The organism is Peribacillus simplex NBRC 15720 = DSM 1321 (assembly GCF_002243645.1).
GTDB lineage: Bacteria > Bacillota > Bacilli > Bacillales > DSM-1321 > Peribacillus > Peribacillus simplex.
In genome coordinates, this window is sequence record NZ_CP017704.1 from 3,228,533 (window position 1) to 3,247,542 (window position 19,010).

Below are 19,010 nucleotides of genomic sequence, written 5' to 3' on the forward strand. Positions count from 1 at the left end.
GGTATTCACGATGATAATTCAATAATGCAACGGAAAACAACACGCTTAGGAGAATTACTAAGCGTGTTGTTTATTATTTCAAACTAGATGGCAAGTATTGTTCAGAGATGATGACATCATCGTCTTTTAGAACATAAGGATGTGTTTCCAACAATATGGTTTTGAGGTAGTCTGGCATCCTCTCACCTTTGTAAGCACAAATTAATGGAAACGACAGCTGATTTACAGCTTCATCTACTGTTCTCTCAAAATCCTCTATGATATGCAGCGGCTCTTCCATGGTTGCCCATTCCACATGTGCCCATGATCGGAAAGAGATTTTATTATCCACATAGGGTTGTACCGTTTTATTAAAGTACTCTTCGATTGCAGGAGGATGATAACTGCCGCTTGAGCAATAGAAATCGAAGTTGTTCACAAAGTGAATGAACTCCATTTGATCTTTCGTTAACCGAGTGCTCAGTTCTTTATGAATAATGGGGTAAATACGGTCATTTTCAATAAGAATAATATAATCTCCTGCCGCGATGCCGTCTTGGATAAAATTCAAAACTTGTATAATGTAATTTTCCATTTCATTATAGGAATACAGCACATGAACGCTCTTTTGGTCTTTGAACAACTGATTCATTTTGCTTTTCAATATATCATTCCTTCTTTCATGTATCTCTTTAATTATACTTGAATTCTTTAAGCAGGACAAAATGAGAATTTTTTTAGCGGGAGAAGGGAGAAGGAATATATCTAAACTGCCGGGTTCTTAAGCATGTTCTTTGACGGCATTCACAACAGATCAATCACGTGCTCAGGAGATGTTTGAACACGCCTAAAAAGCAATCCTTCGCCATTGAAGGATTGCTTTTCCGTATTATTTCAGCCGCTCGATTAGGTCGGTCATTTTATCCAAAGTGGTTATGTTCTGGTTGCATTTCATACTGTCCAGACAAATATAATTCCCTTTTTTAATGAATGTCCCTTGGACGGTTCCTTTTGTTTCAGACATGAACATCCCTGTTTCTTCAAATCGGCTGCATATGGCACAGATCCCTTTTTTGTTTGAAGGTTTAATGGTTCCATGCAATCCGGTGAGTTTATTATGATGGGGTGCAATGATGAATTTCTTTCCGGATCCGACATCATCCCATCCCAAATATGAAATCTCTCTCAAATCGATGTTCTCCAACAAAGGGGTTTTTAATTTCTTTGCTTTAGGAAACAATTTTTTTATCGTTTTTTCGGTTACTTCTTTAAATGGGATCACAAATGGTTTTACCTGTAAGAGAAAGGCTTCGGCTTGTGCGGGATCTTTTATGGTATCCACTGGATCCAGCAATTGTTTTTGCTCTTCGCTCAAGTCACTGAATAAGCTTAGTGCTCTTTCTTTGGCGACTGTTTTCAGGGTGTTGATCACATCCTTATCGTTGGCAGTCGCGTGTCCATTTATGAGAATCTGTGTTTGAGATTTTATGAAGTTATACTGCTCGCTCCTGATAAAAGGTTCCATTTTCTTCACTCCTGTTTCTGTTGCTCGATACTTGTCACATGATACCGTTTCTATTTACCTTACAGAAATCGCATCTGCTTTAAAAGGGGGAAAACGACTAAGAAACATACTGGGCATACGAATAGCACTGATATCATTATCAGTGCTACTGATGCAAATCTATTTAGAATAAACGATTTTCTTGATGGTTTCCACGGAGAGAAAATGTTCCTCGGCTAATTGATGGATGGTATGCCCGTCTTTGAATGCATATTTTATAGAGGCATTCCGGTCATCAATCAATTCCCTTGATCCCGAACGGGTTCCCCATTTGTGATGGTCCTTTTCAGGTTTAGGGATATATATGGTTTCACCTTGCACATACTTTTGAATTTCAACGATCAGCTTTTCAGGCAAAACGGCCGTCGCTTTTACATATTTCATTTCTGCCAGCCCCTTATTCTTTATTAAGAATGAAATAAGGTGCAAAGCCGAATATTAGAAATGATAAGGCGGGCGATTAAGTTTAGCTTAATTCAACCCCATGCAAAGTATCGCCTCCAATACTAGGCTTTGCATGAGACGCTGCAGAAGGTGGCATTAACATTCTTATTGCCATCTTTACACCTCCCCTTTGTGTTTCTGAAGAACACGTATTGTTCTTATTATAAAATATATAAGGGTGGTTGCCAAACTTTTTCCAATGTTAAAGCTGAATCGACGGGCTGATTGTTTGATAATGTTCTGACTCCATGAAATAATTTGATTGGAAAACCAAACTAACCATTATGGGAGCTGACCTTTATGAAAGTATTCGTAGTTGGGGCAAATGGGCAGATCGGTAAACATCTTGTGGATTTATTAAAAGATAGCCCGGAACATAGTGTACGGGCAATGGTTCGTAAAGAAGAACAAAGTAAGCATTTAGAGAAAAATGGAATTGAATCTGCGGTCGTCAGTTTAACTGGATCAGTGGATGAGATTGCGAATGCGGCAAAAGGCTGTGATGCCATCGTGTTTACAGCAGGATCCGGTGGAAGCACCGGTGCTGATCAAACGCTGTTGATTGATCTGGATGGTGCTGTTAAAACGATTGAAGCGGCAGAAAACTTGGGAATCAACCGATTCATCATGGTGAGTGCATTTCAGGCCAATAATCGCGAAAACTGGAATGAAGCCATCAAACCGTATTATGTGGCCAAGCACTATGCGGATAGGGCATTGTTACAAAGCGATTTAAATTATACCATCATTCGGCCAGGGGGTCTGGTGAATGAACCGGGAACGGGCAAAGTGACCGCCGCCGAAGAATTGGAAAGAGGTTCGATTGCCCGTGAAGATGTGGCTCGAACTATTCTTGCTTCTTTAACTGAAGAAAATACCTACAAGCGTTCATTTGATTTAATCTCTGGTGATACTGCAATCGCGGAAGCATTAAGGGAAATATAACGAAAAAAAGGAGGCAGAGCCACTCAGGGGGAGTGAGCTCTGCCTTATTTAATTCCTTCAATATGCTTGATGACCTTCGCTGGGTTTCCGCCGACAACTACGCCTTCAGGAACATCCTTTGTTACGACGGCCCCTGAAGCGACGACGGAATGATTCCCTATTGTTACGCCAGGATTGATGATGGCCCCTCCGCCAATCCATACATGATCCCCTATCGTAACCGGTTTTCCGTATTCCACTCCAGAACTGCGTTCAAAGGGATCCAGCGGATGTGTGGCTGTATAGATATGCACTCCGGGAGCCAACATGCAGTCCCTGCCAATTTTCACTTCACAAACATCCAAAATGACACAATCGAAATTAGCATAAAAGTTTTCCCCGACAGAAATGTTGTATCCATAGTCACAACGGAAAGTGGGTTCAATATATACATTTAGCCCAGTGGAACCTAAAAGCTGTTTCAGCAGTGCAGTTCGTTCGTCCCCTTCACTTTCAGTTGTCTGATTGTATAACCGGGTCAACTTTCTGGCATTTTCCCTATCTTTTATTAATTCCGGATCAGCGGCGATGTAAAGTTCCCCGCTCACCATCTTTTCTTTTTCAGTATTCATGTTTACCTCCTATTTTCTTGTTTTTATATAGTTTGGATAAATATTAAAATATTTTTCCCGCAAAATAAATTGCAGTACTTTTTACTCAACTTTTCTATCCCTCTCTCAGTTTTTTGGGAAATAGTAAGAAAAGAAAGATTTTTCCGAATAATTAATGAAATAGCTTTGACAAACATTCCGCCTGATTTTATAGTAAGGAGTGTTATAGATGATTCATAGTTTCATGAAGGTACATTTTAACAGATAGATAGAACAGTTTGAAGGTTCATGTCACTTTTTTACTGGAAATTGATGGACAACTCTTTTCTTCGTTAAGATAATCAAAACAATGGAGGGCTCTATATGTCACAGAAAGCACCACTTTCTTTTGTCATTGTAACAGGATTAATGCTTTTTGCTTTATTTTTTGGTGCAGGAAACTTAATTTTCCCTGCCATGCTCGGTCAATCCGCTGGGACCAATTTATGGTCGGCCAGTTTAGGATTCATCATTACTGGTGTTGGATTGCCATTCATTACAATATTGGCATTTGGTTTTTCAGGAAAAAATGATGTTCAATCGCTTGCAAGCAGAGCACACCCGTTATTCGGCATCATTTTCACGGTCGTTCTTTATTTATCTTTGGGGCCGCTTTTCGCGCTTCCTAGAACGGGAAGTGTATCCTACGAAATAGGGATTAAACCTTTCCTATCTAATGATGTCGGTTTTTTACCATTGCTGATATTCACGATCATATACTTTGGAATTGCCTGTTTATTATCAATCAACCCATCAAAAATGCTGGATATCGTCGGAAAAATATTAACACCGTTATTATTGATTTTCATCGGGATTCTCATTGTGGTCGCAATTATTAACCCAATGGGTGAAATCCAGTCACCAACGGCAAAATATTCAGATAATTCTTTCTTCAATGGATTTAAAGAAGGATATTTGACTATGGATACGCTGGCCGGATTTGCATTTGGGATCATTGTCATTAATGCAATCAAAGATAAAGGGATAACATCAAGAAAAGAAGTGTTGGGCTTCTGTATGAAAGCCGGCTTAATAGCTGCCACTTTGTTGGTGATCGTTTATACGTCCATAACTTATGTCGGGGCAACAAGTGTGGAGAAACTGGGTCAACTGGGTAATGGCGGAGACGTTTTGGCTCAAGCCTCGAATCATTTTTTCGGACCGGCTGGTGCTGTGCTGTTAGGGTTGATTGTGATCGCTGCATGCCTAACGACAAGCATCGGTTTGATAACGGCTTGTTCTACGTATTTCAATAAAATACTGCCTACTGTATCGTATAAATCATATGTCGTCATCTTCTCTGTTTTTAGTGCGGCAGTTGCCAATGTAGGTTTGGCCAAGCTCATTTCCATTACAGTGCCTGTGTTAACGGCGCTTTATCCCGTGGCGATCGTTTTGATTGTTCTTACGTTCTTCCATTCCTTTTTCAAAGGGAAATCGGAGGTATATTTAGGAAGCTTATTATTAACGGCCATCATTAGCGTTATGGATGGAATAGTGGCATCAGGCATTAAAATGGAAGTTGTCTCGGACCTTTTCACTCAATACCTTCCACTATATAGTGTAGGGGTAGGATGGGTGATTCCTGCCATCATCGGCGGTGTATTGGGCTATATGATATACCTAATAAAAGGCGACCCTAAGGAAGCTTATTAAGGGTCATCATTCACTATATGAGAATGAACTTCGAATCATGAAAGGAGCTGTCTTGATGACAGCTCCTTTTCTTAGTGTTTGTTTTTAATGGGAAAGAGCCTTAAAATGTTCAGAAAGGGGTGTAGGAACACAATGATCAATAGATTACCAATGGAAATCGCAAATATATTACAAGCAAGCAAAAAGAATCCTGTTCAATTTGAGGAATTGATCAGGAGCGGCGGATATCTGCCTCCCGAAATGGAGTTGATGGTAGATGCCATCACGGCCTTAAGCATGGGGAAGAATATCCTTTTGAAGGGTCCGACAGGGGCAGGGAAGACAAAGTTTGCCGAGACATTATCAAATTTATTCAACCAGCCGATGTTCAGTGTCAACTGCTCAGTCGACTTGGATGCCGAAAGCTTATTGGGCTTCAAGACGTTGGCTTACAAAGAAGAAAAACAAGTGATAGAATTCGTACCTGGACCAGTGACCAATTCGATGAATCACGGTCACTTCCTATATATAGATGAAATAAACATGGCAAAACCGGAAACTCTGCCGCTTATCAATGGTGTGCTTGATTACAGAAGGACGATAACGAATCCGTTCACGAATGAAGTCATAACGGCAAAAGAAGGCTTTAATGTGATTGCTGCAATCAACGAAGGGTATGTCGGTACAGTGCCGCTGAATGAAGCGCTAAAAAATAGGTTTGTCGTAATTGAAGTTCCTTATATCGAAGGGGAGCAGTTAAGACAATTGATAGAAACGAATACAAAGTTGAAGGACCCAAGAAGTATCGAATTGTTCGTTAAACTGTCGAGTGATTTGATAAATGCCGTGAATCAAGGGAAGGTAGCTGAAGATGCGGCATCGATCAGGGCTTTGCTTGATGCTTGCGATCTAAGTGTGTTGATCCCGCCAAAACGGGCGATTCTTCGTTCCATTGTGGATAAGTTGGACGAGGAGCGGGAGCGTGAGTTTGTGAAGAACTTGGCTGACACATTATTCTAACTAGGAGAATGCCTCATGAAGTATATCCGGTTCAATGATTCAATAATAGATACGGCTCTTTTTTTACAGCTTCAGGATCTCTCGACTGTGTTATCCGGCATTCCTGAGCTGGAATTCGAATACAATTATGGCTCCTTCATTGATCTGATCGAGAATAAGGTCACAGCCAGCCATTTTTGGGAAAATGGAAATAGGGAAGTGAAGGAAGCGGGGCTGAAAACGGACGTGCTCCTTAGGACGATAGGTACGCTGCATCATTCAACAATCCAGAGCATGAAGGAGTACCAGGACATTATCGGGGAAAGTTCACTTCCGAAGTTTGCAGCCCAATTATTCGCTTTACTGGAAGATTTGCGATTGGAAGAATTGGTGAAGAAAGAAAGGCCAGGCACGAAAAAATGGTTTTCGGTAAGGGGTGCTTACCTTAAACAATATTTCGAAAGCCAATTGGCGACGAATGTCACAAGAAGTTTTGCACTGGATGAATTATACTGCCTCATATATTTACTGCTTCAATCTGACAGACCGGATCCGATTTTTCCAAGAGCCAATGTAAGGCAGCTGGAAGAACTTGAGAAACTCAAACCGTTCATCCATTCTGTCTTTGAAGCCACTAAAACCAGTGATATCACGAGGATTTGCGAGCAAATCGTTTTCCGTGTGAACGATCGATACGAGGATACGATGAATGAATATTTCATCTTCCCCATTGCGAATGTGGAGAAGTATAAGGCAAATACCTTATTTGATGAACTGACTAGAAATGATGAACTGTTGAACGATGATACAGAAGATATTGATGAAGATAAAAGTGAATTCATTGATGAAAAATTCTCGACTTGGCACCGGGAGAATAAGAACGGTGAGAGTAATTCGACTTTTCTTCAATTTGAATTGGAGCAGGGAACGAAAACAAGTATGATGGGCGGAGGTGCGCGTGAAGCGGAAGATGCCGACCAAGCACTGGCTTCGATCCAGGGTTCATCAGGGGAAAGTCAACAAAAGGAATACAATCAGCAAGAAACGCTGGAGAAGAAACAAACCAATATGGGCAAAAGTGGTGAACATCCATTTGGTGAAGAAAATAAAGACGTCGTTCAGGTAATCAAAGAAGCAAAAATACCAACACTTTCGGAAGAGAAACGCTACCGTGAGTTTGTTGCGGATATCGAGCCGTTCAAGAGAAAACTCTCCAGTACAATTGAAAAGACGCTGGAAAATAAAAAGAACGCACCAAGAAAAGATTTGGCTTTTGGCCGTTTATCGAAGAAATTACTGCCGCTTGTATTTGAAGAAAATCCAAGGGTCTTTTATAAAAAGAACCAGGATTCAAATGAAATGGATGCCGTATTCACATTGCTTATCGATTGCTCGGCTTCCATGCATAACAAAATGGATGAAACGAAACGAGGGGTCGTCCTGTTTCATGAAGTACTGAAAAAATTAAGGATCCCCCACTCGATCGTGGGATTTTGGGAAGATGCAAATGAAGTGAGAGAAGGATATCAGCCGAACTACTTCCATGTGATCCAGTCCCATTCCGATTCTCTTTATCTAAACTCAGGAGCTAAAATCATGCAGCTTGAACCAGAGGAAGACAACCGGGACGGATACAGTATCAGGGTTGCCACAATGGAATTGGAAAAAAGACGGGAAAAGAACCGATTCTTGCTCGTATTTTCCGATGGTGAGCCGGCAGCAAGCGATTATGATCAAAATGGCATTGTCGATACACATCTTGCTGTTTCGGAAGCCAGGAAAAAAGGCATAGAAGTCATCGGCCTGTTTTTAGCGGATGGAGGCATCGATGAAAGTGAAGAAATGACGATGAAAAACATCTATGGCAAAGAACGCCTAATGATTCCGAGTGTAGCGGATTTGCCAGAGCAATTTACACCGCTGTTAAAAAAACTGCTGTTGAAGACCATTTGAGAAATCAAGTTCCAGACGGAAAGCATAAGATTAGAACGGGAAAAAATGCATCCTGATTTGTATATAGTAAAAAACGCAGTAGGATCCAATCGATCTTACTGTGTTTTTTTATATAATGTCAGCGTTATTCGCAGTAAGTGAATATATTGATGGAAACTTGAAAAGAAAAACGAATGTGATTTCTTTTGGCGGGATGTGGGTAAACGATAGATGAGGAAGTGATGGTTTTGATGAATTTAGTATTTATGTTGCTTTATTTTATAATCATTGTTCTTGTTATTGAAATATCGGTGACCTTGCTGAAATCGACTGGATTAAAAAGCACAGTGGCAAGATTTCAGGTTATCTCCATGCTGACAGGTACTGGTTTTACGACTGACGAGTCAAAATCCATTATTGATCATCCTGTTCGAAGGAAAATAAGCATGTTTTTAATTTTATTTGGTGCTTTTTCACTTGCTGTCATCATTTCATCGATTAGTACATTGCTTACAGATGATCTACGCTTGATGGAGTTAAGCATCATTATTGGAATATTGGTGGTCTTAACCGTTTTAGTGAAAGCTCCGTTCCTAAATAATAGAATATCGAATAAGATGCACAGTGAAATGTACAATCATTATGAATTATGGGAACACCCGATAGAGGAGGTCCTGTTTTTAGAAGATGAAGACGTGGTCATGGAAATCGATATTTATGAGGACTCCGAATTCATAGATGTCAAAGCGATTGATGTCATATCACATGGAGCCGACATCAATATTTTATTTATTGGAAGAGGTGAAGTGAAAATCAGGAAAGAGTTATATGAGTATAAAATTAAATTAGGGGATAACCTCTTTTTATATGGAAATAAAAAAGAGATAGAGGATACATTTTCAAAAGAAATCGAAGTAATGAAGAAAAAAGAAAGTACATCGGACTGAAAAGAATCCCAGCCTCATTTTAAGGCTGGGATCTTTGAAGATGGGCTTCATTAATGTTTTTTATTCGGTAATTTCTGAGCGGGATTCCCATTGCCTTGGCGGCGGAAATTGCCTTCTTCCTTTTTCTGCTGCTCTTGAATGCTTTCAACGAATTCCTTTGAACTTTTCATGGAATGTACCTCCTCCGATATTTTCTTCTTTACTATAACCAGAAGTGGTGAATTTCATGAGTATGCCAGGGATCTTACTACCTTGTAAAAAGGGAAGGTGGTAATATATGGGGTGAAAAGCTTTTTTTATGAAATGAAACCAGAAAAGAGAGAAGGGAAATGAATGGAAAATCGGTTGGATGGAAAAGTTGCATTGGTCACAGGTTCATCAAGAGGGATCGGTCGCGCCATAGCAGAACAGCTTGCAGATTTGGGTGCAAAAGTGGTGATCAACTATTCAGGCAGTGTACATAAAGCAGATGAAGTTGTTGAGTGCATTAAGGAAAAGGGCGGGGAAGCTGTTGCTATCCAAGCCGATATCAGCCAGGTTTCCCATATTGAAAATCTTTTCGAGGAAACGGTCAATACGTTTGGGAAAATCGATATTTTAGTGAACAATGCGGGACTGATGATAAATAAACCACTTTCCGAAGCAACGGAGGAAGACTTTGATAAACAATTTGCAGTGAACGTGAAGGGGACATTCTTCGCTTGCCAACAAGCCCTGAAATATATGGAGGCCGATGGCAGGATCGTCAATATTTCAACCTCTGTAATAGGCCAAATGTTTCCTTCATACAGCGTGTATGCAGGCACAAAGGGGGCAGTTGAACAATTCACGAGACATCTGTCCAAAGAGTTCGGTCCAAAAGGGATTACGATCAATGCAATTGCTCCAGGACCGGTTAACACAGAGTTGTTTAATGTAGGGAAATCGGAGCAGCAAATCGAAGGAATGAAAAAAATGAATGCCTTCGGGCGTTTAGGTGAAACGGAAGACATCGCCAATGTGGTATCGTTTTTGGTGAGTGAACAAGCCCAGTGGGTTACGGGTCAGACGATTAGGGTAAATGGTGGATTCGTTTAATAGCTTGTAATTCAACTAAAGCAACGTAATAATCCAACGTTGCTTTAGTATTTTGTAATATCTTTAATTTGAATTTAACCATTCCAGTGAATGGTTTGAGCGATGATCAAGAAAGCCCCAGATAAGAGGAACCAGATAAAAAACAAAGGCAGGTAAAAGCGAACCCATTTTTGCCAGGCGACTCCTGCTAAAGCAAGGGTAGCCATGAAATACCCAGATGTTGGATATAAGATATTGCCGATTCCGTCTGCCAGCTGAAAAGCTAACACGGCTGTTTGTCTTGTAACACCGATGATGTCGGCCAATGGAGCCATGATGGGCATGGTAACTAAGGCCTGACCGCTGCCGGAGGGAATTAAAAGACTACATAACATTTGTACAATGAACATGCCAAGAGCGCTAAATACAGCGGGGAAGTCGCCGACAAGATTACCGAGACTATGAACGATCGTGTCCATTACTTGACCATCCTCCATAACAACAGAGACAGCTCTTGCAACACCCACAATCATGGCACCGACCAAAACTTCTCGAAATCCGTCATTAAATCCTTCGCAAATTTCCGATAAGTTTAACCCGGCAACTAAACCGACAACGATTCCCATGATAATGAAGAGGCCTGCCATTTCCAACATAAACCAACCTTTTGCTAAAACGCCATATATTAGTAGAAACAAGAAACCGAACGTTAAAATTAATGCAATTTTCTGTTTTTTATTCACCTTATATATTTCAGATCCTGGCTTATTTAAGTAAAGTGTCCGTTTGGCTTGATCCTCATCAAATACAAAACTACACTTTGGATTATTTTTAACCTTTTTAGCATACCGCATAATGTAAGCCATCCCTGCAGTAACAAAAATGATAAAAGCGATAATCCTTAGCTCGATACCGGAATAAAGGGGAAGACCTGCAATTTTTTGACCTAACCCAGTGTTAATGGGGTTAAGAAAGCCTGTCATGAATCCAGCAGTAGTTGCGACTAAAGCTACAGAGACGGCAACCATAGAATCAAATCCTAAGGCAATCATTAGGGGAAGGATGACAGGTACATACACTAAACTTAATTCCTGTGTTCCAATCAAACTGCAAATAATAGCAAATACTACTGTGAGGATAGGAATTAACATCATGCTTTTTGTTGAAAATCGCCTTGCTAATCTATCCACTCCTATTTCAATAAGTCCTGTTTTCCGTAGTACTGAAAATATTCCTCCGATGATGAATGTGAAAAAAACGATCTCTCCTGCAGCTACCAAGCCTTTTGGTATAGCTGTCATGAAGTCTACTGGAGTAATAGGTGTTTGTTCAACGAGTCGATAGGAATTTGGATCAATCGTCAATCGATCCTCAGGACCTGGAATTCGCTCATAAACACCAGCAGGAACGAAATAAGTTGCGAGTGCTGCAAGGAAGATAAATACGAATAATATGACATAAATATGCGGCATATTAAACTTCTTTTTTTTGAATTTAGTCACTTCATCGATACGGACAATTTTTTTTGAATCATTTTCTAATGCCATTATTTTTCCCCCTTCATCTTTAGTTTATTAGCATGTTCTTACAGGTGTTATGTTAAATGACATTGAATGTATCTATTTATTACATATTAATTTAATGATAATGGATTGTCATTGTTCATATTCACTAAAAACAATTGGACAAATTAGATGATATGGAAAAATAGTTCGTTGAACAAAAATGCAAAATAGATAAAAGGGCTATTTTAGGGATGATTTTTTATAGGGGAATACTATTTAAATATCGCTATCTAATGTAAGAATACATCACATTCGAATATTTTGAATATTGACAAAAATAGGGGCGGTATCTATAATAATCAATAATAATATCCGAATAAACGTTTATTGGGGTTTTGCCTATGGAACGGACAATGACTGTCCGAGAATTATGTGAGTTGCATACACACTTACTGGACAAGGATATTCAAATTCTTGAAAATCTATCAACGAATTTATCGTTGATAGCCAATTTGAATAAAGCGAATGTGTTCATTGATTGTCCGGTGCGTGAAGGGAAGCATGCCATTGTCGTGGCAGAGGCATGCGGACAGTCCGTGAAATCGGTTTATGATCATCCGGTTGTCGGGAAATTTGCCTATGAGGCTTTTGAACCGGCAGTATTTTATGTATTGCGCACCGGAAAGGACATGTTCGTGAATCGGGCGTTGACTCAAGAGGGGGCAATGGTCCAGCAAAGTGTCGTTCCAATCAAGGGGGAATGCAATCGGGTCATCGCCGTTTTGATCATGGAAAAGGTGATTCATGAAGAACCTGAAACGTCAAATCAGTTTGATAGGCAAGATCAACAAAATTCCTTAGTTCCTGAATTTATCGAGGAGTCCATTTTCCTGATTAATAACCAGAACCGACTTGTTTATACGAATCCTGCTGCCATTAATTTAGTATCGGAAATATGTTTGACGGACTGTGTCTTAGGTGAATCCATTTTCGATTATTTTCCTGGCCTTGCCGATGTTCTTGCTTCAAAAGAGGACATTTTAATGAAGGAAATGAACATTGGTAAAAAGATTTTCCAAATAAAGAAATTCCATTTGGGCAACAAGAATTCCAATGAAACGTTCATCATTATCCGGGACCTGACTGAACTGCGGGATAAAGAGAGAGAGCTGATTAGCAAGTCGGTAGCCATTCGTGAAATTCATCATAGGGTGAAGAATAATTTGCAGACAGTTGCCAGTTTACTTCGGCTGCAAATGAGGTTAGGAGCACCTGAAGAAAGCAAGCCTCATTTATTGGTCAGTTTGAATCGGGTGTTAAGCATATCCTCGGTTTATGAAATCATTTTGGCAAGCAGTCAGGTCGACCATGTGGATCTGCTGGAGCTTATTAGGAAAATAGGCGATATGATTGTTTATACGGAGGATCATGCCCGTCAAAGCCTAAGCATTGAATATAGTGGTGGTGAGCTTCATTCCATTGATTCCGACATTGGCATTTCTGTCGCGCTGGTGGTGAATGAGCTCATTCAAAATTGTGTGAAGCATGCTTTCAAGGAAGGGACGGAAGGGAAGATTACCGTATGCTTTCAAAAGGATGGTCCTGAATTGGAAATTCAAGTAAGAGATGATGGCATCGGATATTCTCAGGCTTCGAAACCTTCTTTGGGGCTGGATATCATCCGCATGACGGTGGAAAATGATTTGGAAGGGGAGTTTTCGATTCATCAGATTAAAGAAGGTACCCTGGCTTCTGTAAGATTTCCATACAAGAGGTAGGTGGGAGAAGTGGTCAAGAGGATTTTGGTCGTGGAGGATGAATCGATTGTTCTGCTTGATATAACGATTATGCTCAAGGATGCAGGTTTCGATGTGGTTGGACATGCCCGTAACGGCGAGAAGGCGATTGAATTGGCGCATGCACTACAGCCGGATCTCGTTTTGATGGATATAAAAATGCCTAAAATGAATGGGCTTAAGGCTAGCGATGTGATATCCAATACCTTTCAGATTCCGGTCCTGCTTTTAACTGCATTCAGCCAGCGTGACTATATCGACGAGGCGAAGCGCGCGAATATCGTCGGATATCTTGTAAAGCCAATTACGGAGGCGAATTTGATTCCGGCAGTGGAAATAGCTTTGCTGCAAGCAGCCAATACAAAGAAGTATCAGGAACGAAATGCTCAATTGGATGAAACGCTCACAAATCGTAAAGTCATTGAAAAGGCAAAAGGAATCATCATGAAAAGGAAGAATGTAACAGAGGAAATCGCTTACAATAAGTTGAGAAGGCTAAGTATGGATAAGCAGCTTTCCATGGAGACGGTGGCACGCCGAATCATTGCAAATGATCAAAAACAAGTAAATAGATGAAGCAATGGCGCTTTGATGGACCAAATTGGTTGTAGGTAGGCATTTCTGCCGAAAAACCTAAGTTTGGGCTATAAGAGGCGTCTTTTTTATACCCTTTTTTTAAAGTCGATAGGCCAAATCAAATCGGAATTCAGGGGGAATATGTATGGAGATGGTAGGTAAGTTCGTAATTTATATCATTATGGTGTGTGCCGTTGTCGGTGCTATTGCATCGATTAAAGACAGTGAGCAAGGCTTGGGGAAACAGTTCATGGAAGGTTTGCATACCGTTGGCCATATATTTATCCCGGCAGCTGGAATCATGGCCTCGATCCCTTATTTATCATGGTTCATCAATACAGTATGCGGCCCGGTTTTCGCTGCGATCGGTGCAGATCCTGCCCTCGCCGCAACAACGATTTTGGCAACGGATATGGGGGGTTACCAATTAGCTGCCGAGCTGCAGGAATCATATGAAGGCTGGATCATGGCGATGATTGTTGGCTTTATGTCTGGGGCAACGATTGTATTCTCGATTCCAATGGGGCTTGCGATGCTGGAGAAGCGTGATCATAAATACATGGCACTTGGTGTTATGTCAGGAATCCTGACGATTCCGATTGGCGCTTTTATCTCAAGCGTGCTGGTAGTGGCAACGAATTCGAAAATCCGCGAAGTGATTTCCACGAATGCGGATTCTACATACGAATTCGCATTGAGCTATTTGGAAATTGCCCTGAATCTTTCCCCCCTTCTTATTTTTGTGGTATTGCTCGCGTTAGGTCTTTATTTCCTGCCGGATTTGATGATCAAAGGTTTCATGTGGTTTGGAAAAATATTGGATGCAGCGATTAAACTTGTACTCGTGTTTTCGATCGTGGAAATTTTCACCGGACTGTTTTCCAATGTATTTGGTGCTTGGGGGTTCCATCCGATCATGGCCGATAAGGCTGACCAGTTCCGTGCCCTGGAAACGGCGGGGTATATCGGGATAATGCTGGCAGGTGCTTTTCCAATGATTTACCTGATTCAAAAATATGCAGGCAAGCCGCTTGAAGCGATGGGCGGAAAAATCGGATTGAGCAAAGCGGGGAGTGCTGGGATATTAGCCACGGTTGCCAATATATTAGCGATGTTCAGGCTTGTTAAAGATATGCCGCCGAAGGATAAGGTCATAAACATTTCCTTCGCTGTGTGTGCGGCCTTCCTATTAGGCGATCATTTATCATTCACAGCCAACTTTCAGCCCTCCTTAATATTACCGATCATTGTCGGTAAGCTATCTGCCGGAGCGATTGGAATCGGTCTTGCTTACTGGCTGTCCGTTCCGAAAGCTTTGGAATTAGAGGAAAAGGATCGTGCAGCAGGAGTTATCGGCATTAATGAATATAAAACGAAAAACGAGGAGGAAGAAAGCAATGAAATCCAAGTGGTGTAAAACTGGGGTGTGATTTTAATGAATGAACAGGTGGAACGAATCATCAGTGCGGGAATTGATATTGGCACCAGTACGACGAAACTTGTTATCAGCGAGCTTTCGCTTAGGAATGTGGCGGGTGGCGGACAGGTGCCAAAAATCGAAATTACCGATAAGGAAATTCTGTATCGAAGTCCCATATTCAGGACCCCGCTTTTATCCGAGACGGTAATTGATATACCGGCTGTTCAAAGAATGGTGGAAAGTGAATACCATCAAGCAGGGATTACGATCGAAAACATACAAACAGGGGCTGTCATCATCACGGGGGAAACGGCAACCAAACAAAATGCAGAAGAAATGGTATACCGGTTATCTAAAGCGGCGGGGGAATTTCTTGTAGCGGCAGCCGGTCCGGATTTGGAGGGAATCATTGCCGCCAAGGGATCCGGCGCCTATCAACATTCCATTAAGACAAGAAAGACTGTAGCGAACATAGACATTGGCGGGGGAACGGCGAATATTGCCGTATACCGTTCTGGCATGCTTTGTGGAACTTGCACGCTGCATGTAGGAGGCCGTTTGGTGGAGTGGGAGGGAGCGAAGGTGAATGTTGCTCCTTCAATAGGGAATTGGCTGAAATCAAAGGGGTTCTCTCCTTTGATTGGTGATGGGGCAATCATCGCAAATGAAATGGCGGAGGTGCTTTCGAGGTTTTTGGCTGGTTCATTCACAAAAGAAGATGAACTTCTATTAGTGGGGAAGGAGCCATCTTGGACCGGACCAATAGATGTGTTGATGTTCTCAGGAGGTGTCAGTGATTGCATTTATCATGAAGAACGGGAGGATAAAAGCTTCCGGGATATCGGCATGATGCTTGCCGCCTCTATTAAGGAAAATGAAGAATTGACTGCATGGGAGTGGGAACAGCCCGTTGAAACGGTTCGGGCGACTGTCCTTGGAGCAGGAGCACATACAACTGAAATCAGCGGAGCTACCATCGAGGTGAATGATTCTCATCTGCCAGTTCGTAATATCCCAGTCTATCGGCTCGATTTTCATGGTGTGCTTGATGATGTAACCGCGAGAATGGCACAAGCTGTTCAGGATGCGATCACGATATACGATCCCCAGCAGGAGGGCCTAAACTTTGCGTTTTATTTAACGAATTTACCTTACCAATCATTTCGGGACATCCACCAGCTCGCAGTCGCTTTTACCGAGGCACTAAAGCAAAAACCGAATCGGCAGCAGCCTCTGATCATTGTCATGGATAGTGATTATGGGAAGGCACTTGGTCAAACCATTCTAGCAAACCAACCGGATCTTCCGGTCATCTGCATTGATCAGACAGAAGTGGAACATGGTGATTATTTAGATATAGGAAGGCTGCTGCGGACAGGGGTGGTTCCGGTTGTAGTAAAAACGCTAACCTTTCACAGTTAGGAAAAGGAGGATTATACGATGAAATTATCCACTCAATATTTTGGGGAAATCCATCAATTCAAATCGTTGAAAGAAGTCTTGGCCAAAGCGAATGAAGAGAAATCAGGAGATAGGCTTGCGGGAATTGCAGCAGATTCGGTTCAAGAACGGATTGCTGCGAAAGCGGTGCTTAGCGAATTGACTTTGGCGGACATTAGGAACTATCCCCTGCTCTCCCCGGAAGAGGATGAGGTGTCGCGGATCATAGATGGTCTCATCAATGGAACCATCTATCAATCTGTGAAGAATTGGAGCGTTGCCGAGCTGCGTGAATATATTTTGAGTGACGAAACGACCGGCGAGGATTTAAAGAGATTAAGCAGGGGATTGAATAGTGAAATGATTGCTGCGGCAGCCAAGTTAATGTCGAACCTCGACCTTATCCATGCAGCCAATAAAATCGAAGTGCTCACCAAGAATAATAGCACGATCGGATACAAAGGAACGCTTGCTTCGCGCCTTCAGCCTAACCACCCGACTGACAATGTGGATGGCATGCTGGCTTCTTTAAAAGAAGGACTCTCCTATGGAATCGGGGATGCACTCATTGGAATCAACCCTGTCGATGATTCAGTCGAAAGCGTAAAGCGGCTGCTTCATGCGACACAGGATGTCATCCAGAAGTGGAACATCCCGACCCAAAATTGTGTGCTTGCGCATGTGACCACGCAAATTAAGGCCGTACAGCAGGGTGCGCCTGCTGATATGATCTTTCAAAGCATAGCCGGAACGGAAACGGCCAATCGTTCTTTTGGAATTAACGTTCAATTGCTCGAAGAAGCTAATGAGGTCGCGAAGGCCTATGGGACCGGCACTGGCCCGCAGCACCTTTATTTTGAAACGGGTCAAGGCTCAGAGTTATCGGCGGAAGCGCATTTCGGAATCGATCAGGTCACGCTTGAAGCCAGGAACTATGGATTTGCCCGCTATTTTGATCCGTACATTGTCAATACGGTCGTCGGATTCATCGGACCTGAATATCTATATAACAGCAAGCAGGTCATCCGCGCCGGGTTAGAAGATCATTTCATGGGAAAAATGCATGGACTGCCGATGGGTGTGGATATTTGCTATACGAATCATATGAAGGCGGATCAAAATGATATTGAGGACTTGGGTGTACTTTTAACGGCGGCTGGTGTGAATTTCATCATCGCAACTCCGATGGGGGATGACTGCATGTTAAACTATCAGTCTTTGAGTTACCACGACATAGCGACTTTGAGGCAAACGCTGGATAAGCGGCCTGCCCCATTATATGAAGCTTGGCTGGAGAAGATGGGGATTATGGAGAATGGAAAATTAACGAAGCGTGCCGGTGATCCAACTATATTTAACCATTAGGAGTGGATGATATGGGAATGAATAATAAGGAAGATTTGGATGCCTTGATAGCGAAAACCCCTGCGCGGATAGGGGTAGGCAGGTCAGGCACCCGGCCGAAAACGGATTCTTGGCTGAAATTCCGTTTTGACCATGCGGCGGCCGTCGATGCTGTATATGGTGAGGTCAGTGATATTCTTTTGAAACGCTTGGATTTATTCAAAGTGAAAACGAAGGCCGATGATAAGGAAGTCTATTTACGGCGTCCGGACTATGGTAGGAAGCTTTCGGATGAAGCAAAGCGGGTGATAGAAGCCAAATGCATAAAGGTCCCAACGGTTCAAATCATCATTTCCGATGGCTTAAGTGCCAAGGCGATCGAAGAAAATGTGGAGGACGTCTATTTATCTTTCAAACAATCTTTGGTGGTGGCAGGTCTGGATACAGGTACACCTTTTTATATTGAAAAGGGCCGGGTTGCCGTGATGGATGATATCGGTGAAATCCTTGGACCTGAGGTCATTGTCCTATTGATCGGTGAACGGCCTGGTCTAGTCAGTGCTGAATCATTGAGCGCTTATATTTGCTATAAACCACGTTTGGGCACAATCGAAGCAGAGAGGATGGTCATTTCCAACATCCATAAAGGAGGGATCCCCCCCGTTGAAGCTGGAGCACATCTTGGGACGGTCATTCAAAAGATCCTCAAATACCAAGCGAGCGGCATGTCCCTCGTGAAGAAAGAACATGAAGAAGAAAAGCGTGAAAAACTCGGTTGAAAAAATAAAAGGAGGAGCGA

Annotated in this window: 17 protein-coding genes and 1 pseudogene; 12 read left to right on the forward strand and 6 right to left on the reverse strand. The window is 42.0% G+C overall.

The window, feature by feature from the left end; translation table 11 throughout:
- Window positions 1-73: 73 nt before the first annotated feature.
- The 3 genes from BS1321_RS15560 to BS1321_RS15570 all read right to left on the reverse strand — a co-directional run bounded on the left by BS1321_RS15560 (window position 74) and on the right by BS1321_RS15570 (window position 1,927).
- Window positions 74-643: an MEDS domain-containing protein gene (locus tag BS1321_RS15560; RefSeq protein WP_063234910.1), complete on the reverse strand. Its 570-nt coding sequence runs from the start codon at window positions 641-643 to the stop codon at window positions 74-76.
- 225 nt (window positions 644-868) lie between these two features.
- Entirely contained in the window at window positions 869-1,504 is a 636-nt protein-coding gene (locus BS1321_RS15565) for a FusB/FusC family EF-G-binding protein (protein WP_063234911.1), read from the reverse strand.
- Between the two features lie 159 nt (window positions 1,505-1,663).
- Window positions 1,664-1,927 carry a CD3324 family protein gene (locus BS1321_RS15570; protein WP_063234912.1) on the reverse strand — a complete coding sequence of 88 codons (264 nt, stop codon included), beginning with the start codon at window positions 1,925-1,927 and terminating at the stop codon, window positions 1,664-1,666.
- A gap of 360 nt (window positions 1,928-2,287) precedes the next feature.
- On the opposite strand from BS1321_RS15570, the gene BS1321_RS15575 reads away from it, so the two are divergent.
- Window positions 2,288-2,932 carry an SDR family oxidoreductase gene (locus tag BS1321_RS15575; protein ID WP_063234913.1) on the forward strand — a complete coding sequence of 215 codons (645 nt, stop codon included), beginning with the start codon at window positions 2,288-2,290 and terminating at the stop codon, window positions 2,930-2,932.
- A gap of 44 nt (window positions 2,933-2,976) precedes the next feature.
- Here BS1321_RS15575 and BS1321_RS15580 read toward each other — a convergent pair whose 3' ends face one another.
- Window positions 2,977-3,543, reverse strand: a complete 567-nt coding sequence (locus BS1321_RS15580) for a sugar O-acetyltransferase (protein WP_063234914.1) — start codon at window positions 3,541-3,543, stop codon at window positions 2,977-2,979.
- 342 nt (window positions 3,544-3,885) lie between these two features.
- Here BS1321_RS15580 and brnQ point away from each other — a divergent pair, with 342 nt between their 5' ends.
- The 4 genes from brnQ (at window position 3,886) to BS1321_RS15600 (ending at window position 9,074) form a co-directional block, all read left to right on the forward strand.
- Window positions 3,886-5,217, forward strand: a complete 1,332-nt coding sequence (brnQ, locus tag BS1321_RS15585; RefSeq protein ID WP_063234915.1) for a branched-chain amino acid transport system II carrier protein — start codon at window positions 3,886-3,888, stop codon at window positions 5,215-5,217.
- A gap of 150 nt (window positions 5,218-5,367) precedes the next feature.
- Entirely contained in the window at window positions 5,368-6,216 is an 849-nt protein-coding gene (locus tag BS1321_RS15590; RefSeq protein ID WP_328103885.1) for an ATP-binding protein, read from the forward strand.
- 15 nt (window positions 6,217-6,231) lie between these two features.
- Complete coding sequence (locus tag BS1321_RS15595; protein WP_063234917.1) at window positions 6,232-8,148, forward strand: vWA domain-containing protein; 1,917 nt, start codon at window positions 6,232-6,234, stop codon at window positions 8,146-8,148.
- Window positions 8,149-8,378: 230 nt separating this feature from the next.
- Window positions 8,379-9,074, forward strand: coding sequence for a hypothetical protein (locus BS1321_RS15600; protein ID WP_063234975.1), 696 nt, complete (start codon window positions 8,379-8,381; stop codon window positions 9,072-9,074).
- Between the two features lie 50 nt (window positions 9,075-9,124).
- Here BS1321_RS15600 and BS1321_RS15605 read toward each other — a convergent pair whose 3' ends face one another.
- A complete protein-coding gene (locus tag BS1321_RS15605) occupies window positions 9,125-9,244 on the reverse strand; it encodes a DUF4023 family protein (protein WP_061465287.1) in 120 nt (39 codons plus the stop codon).
- Between the two features lie 163 nt (window positions 9,245-9,407).
- Here BS1321_RS15605 and BS1321_RS15610 point away from each other — a divergent pair, with 163 nt between their 5' ends.
- Window positions 9,408-10,151: an SDR family oxidoreductase gene (locus BS1321_RS15610; RefSeq protein ID WP_063234918.1), complete on the forward strand. Its 744-nt coding sequence runs from the start codon at window positions 9,408-9,410 to the stop codon at window positions 10,149-10,151.
- Between the two features lie 74 nt (window positions 10,152-10,225).
- On the opposite strand, the gene BS1321_RS15615 is transcribed toward BS1321_RS15610, so the two are convergent.
- Entirely contained in the window at window positions 10,226-11,677 is a 1,452-nt protein-coding gene (locus tag BS1321_RS15615; RefSeq protein ID WP_063234919.1) for a YfcC family protein, read from the reverse strand.
- A 359-nt stretch (window positions 11,678-12,036) separates the two neighbouring features.
- Here BS1321_RS15615 and BS1321_RS15620 point away from each other — a divergent pair, with 359 nt between their 5' ends.
- From BS1321_RS15620 to eutC, 6 genes and pseudogenes are all read left to right on the forward strand, one after another.
- Window positions 12,037-13,413: a sensor histidine kinase gene (locus BS1321_RS15620; protein ID WP_063234920.1), complete on the forward strand. Its 1,377-nt coding sequence runs from the start codon at window positions 12,037-12,039 to the stop codon at window positions 13,411-13,413.
- A 9-nt stretch (window positions 13,414-13,422) separates the two neighbouring features.
- Window positions 13,423-14,007 carry an ANTAR domain-containing response regulator gene (locus tag BS1321_RS15625; RefSeq protein WP_063234976.1) on the forward strand — a complete coding sequence of 195 codons (585 nt, stop codon included), beginning with the start codon at window positions 13,423-13,425 and terminating at the stop codon, window positions 14,005-14,007.
- Between the two features lie 145 nt (window positions 14,008-14,152).
- Window positions 14,153-15,424, forward strand: coding sequence for an ethanolamine utilization protein EutH (gene eutH, locus BS1321_RS15630; protein ID WP_063234921.1), 1,272 nt, complete (start codon window positions 14,153-14,155; stop codon window positions 15,422-15,424).
- Window positions 15,425-15,442: 18 nt separating this feature from the next.
- Window positions 15,443-16,849, forward strand: a complete 1,407-nt coding sequence (locus BS1321_RS15635) for an ethanolamine ammonia-lyase reactivating factor EutA (RefSeq protein ID WP_063234922.1) — start codon at window positions 15,443-15,445, stop codon at window positions 16,847-16,849.
- Window positions 16,850-16,867: 18 nt separating this feature from the next.
- Window positions 16,868-18,232, forward strand: coding sequence for an ethanolamine ammonia-lyase subunit EutB (locus tag BS1321_RS15640; protein ID WP_063234923.1), 1,365 nt, complete (start codon window positions 16,868-16,870; stop codon window positions 18,230-18,232).
- Window positions 18,233-18,264: 32 nt separating this feature from the next.
- Window positions 18,265-18,990, forward strand: a pseudogene (eutC, locus tag BS1321_RS15645) (ethanolamine ammonia-lyase subunit EutC); the annotation flags it as partial.
- Window positions 18,991-19,010: the final 20 nt, after the last annotated feature.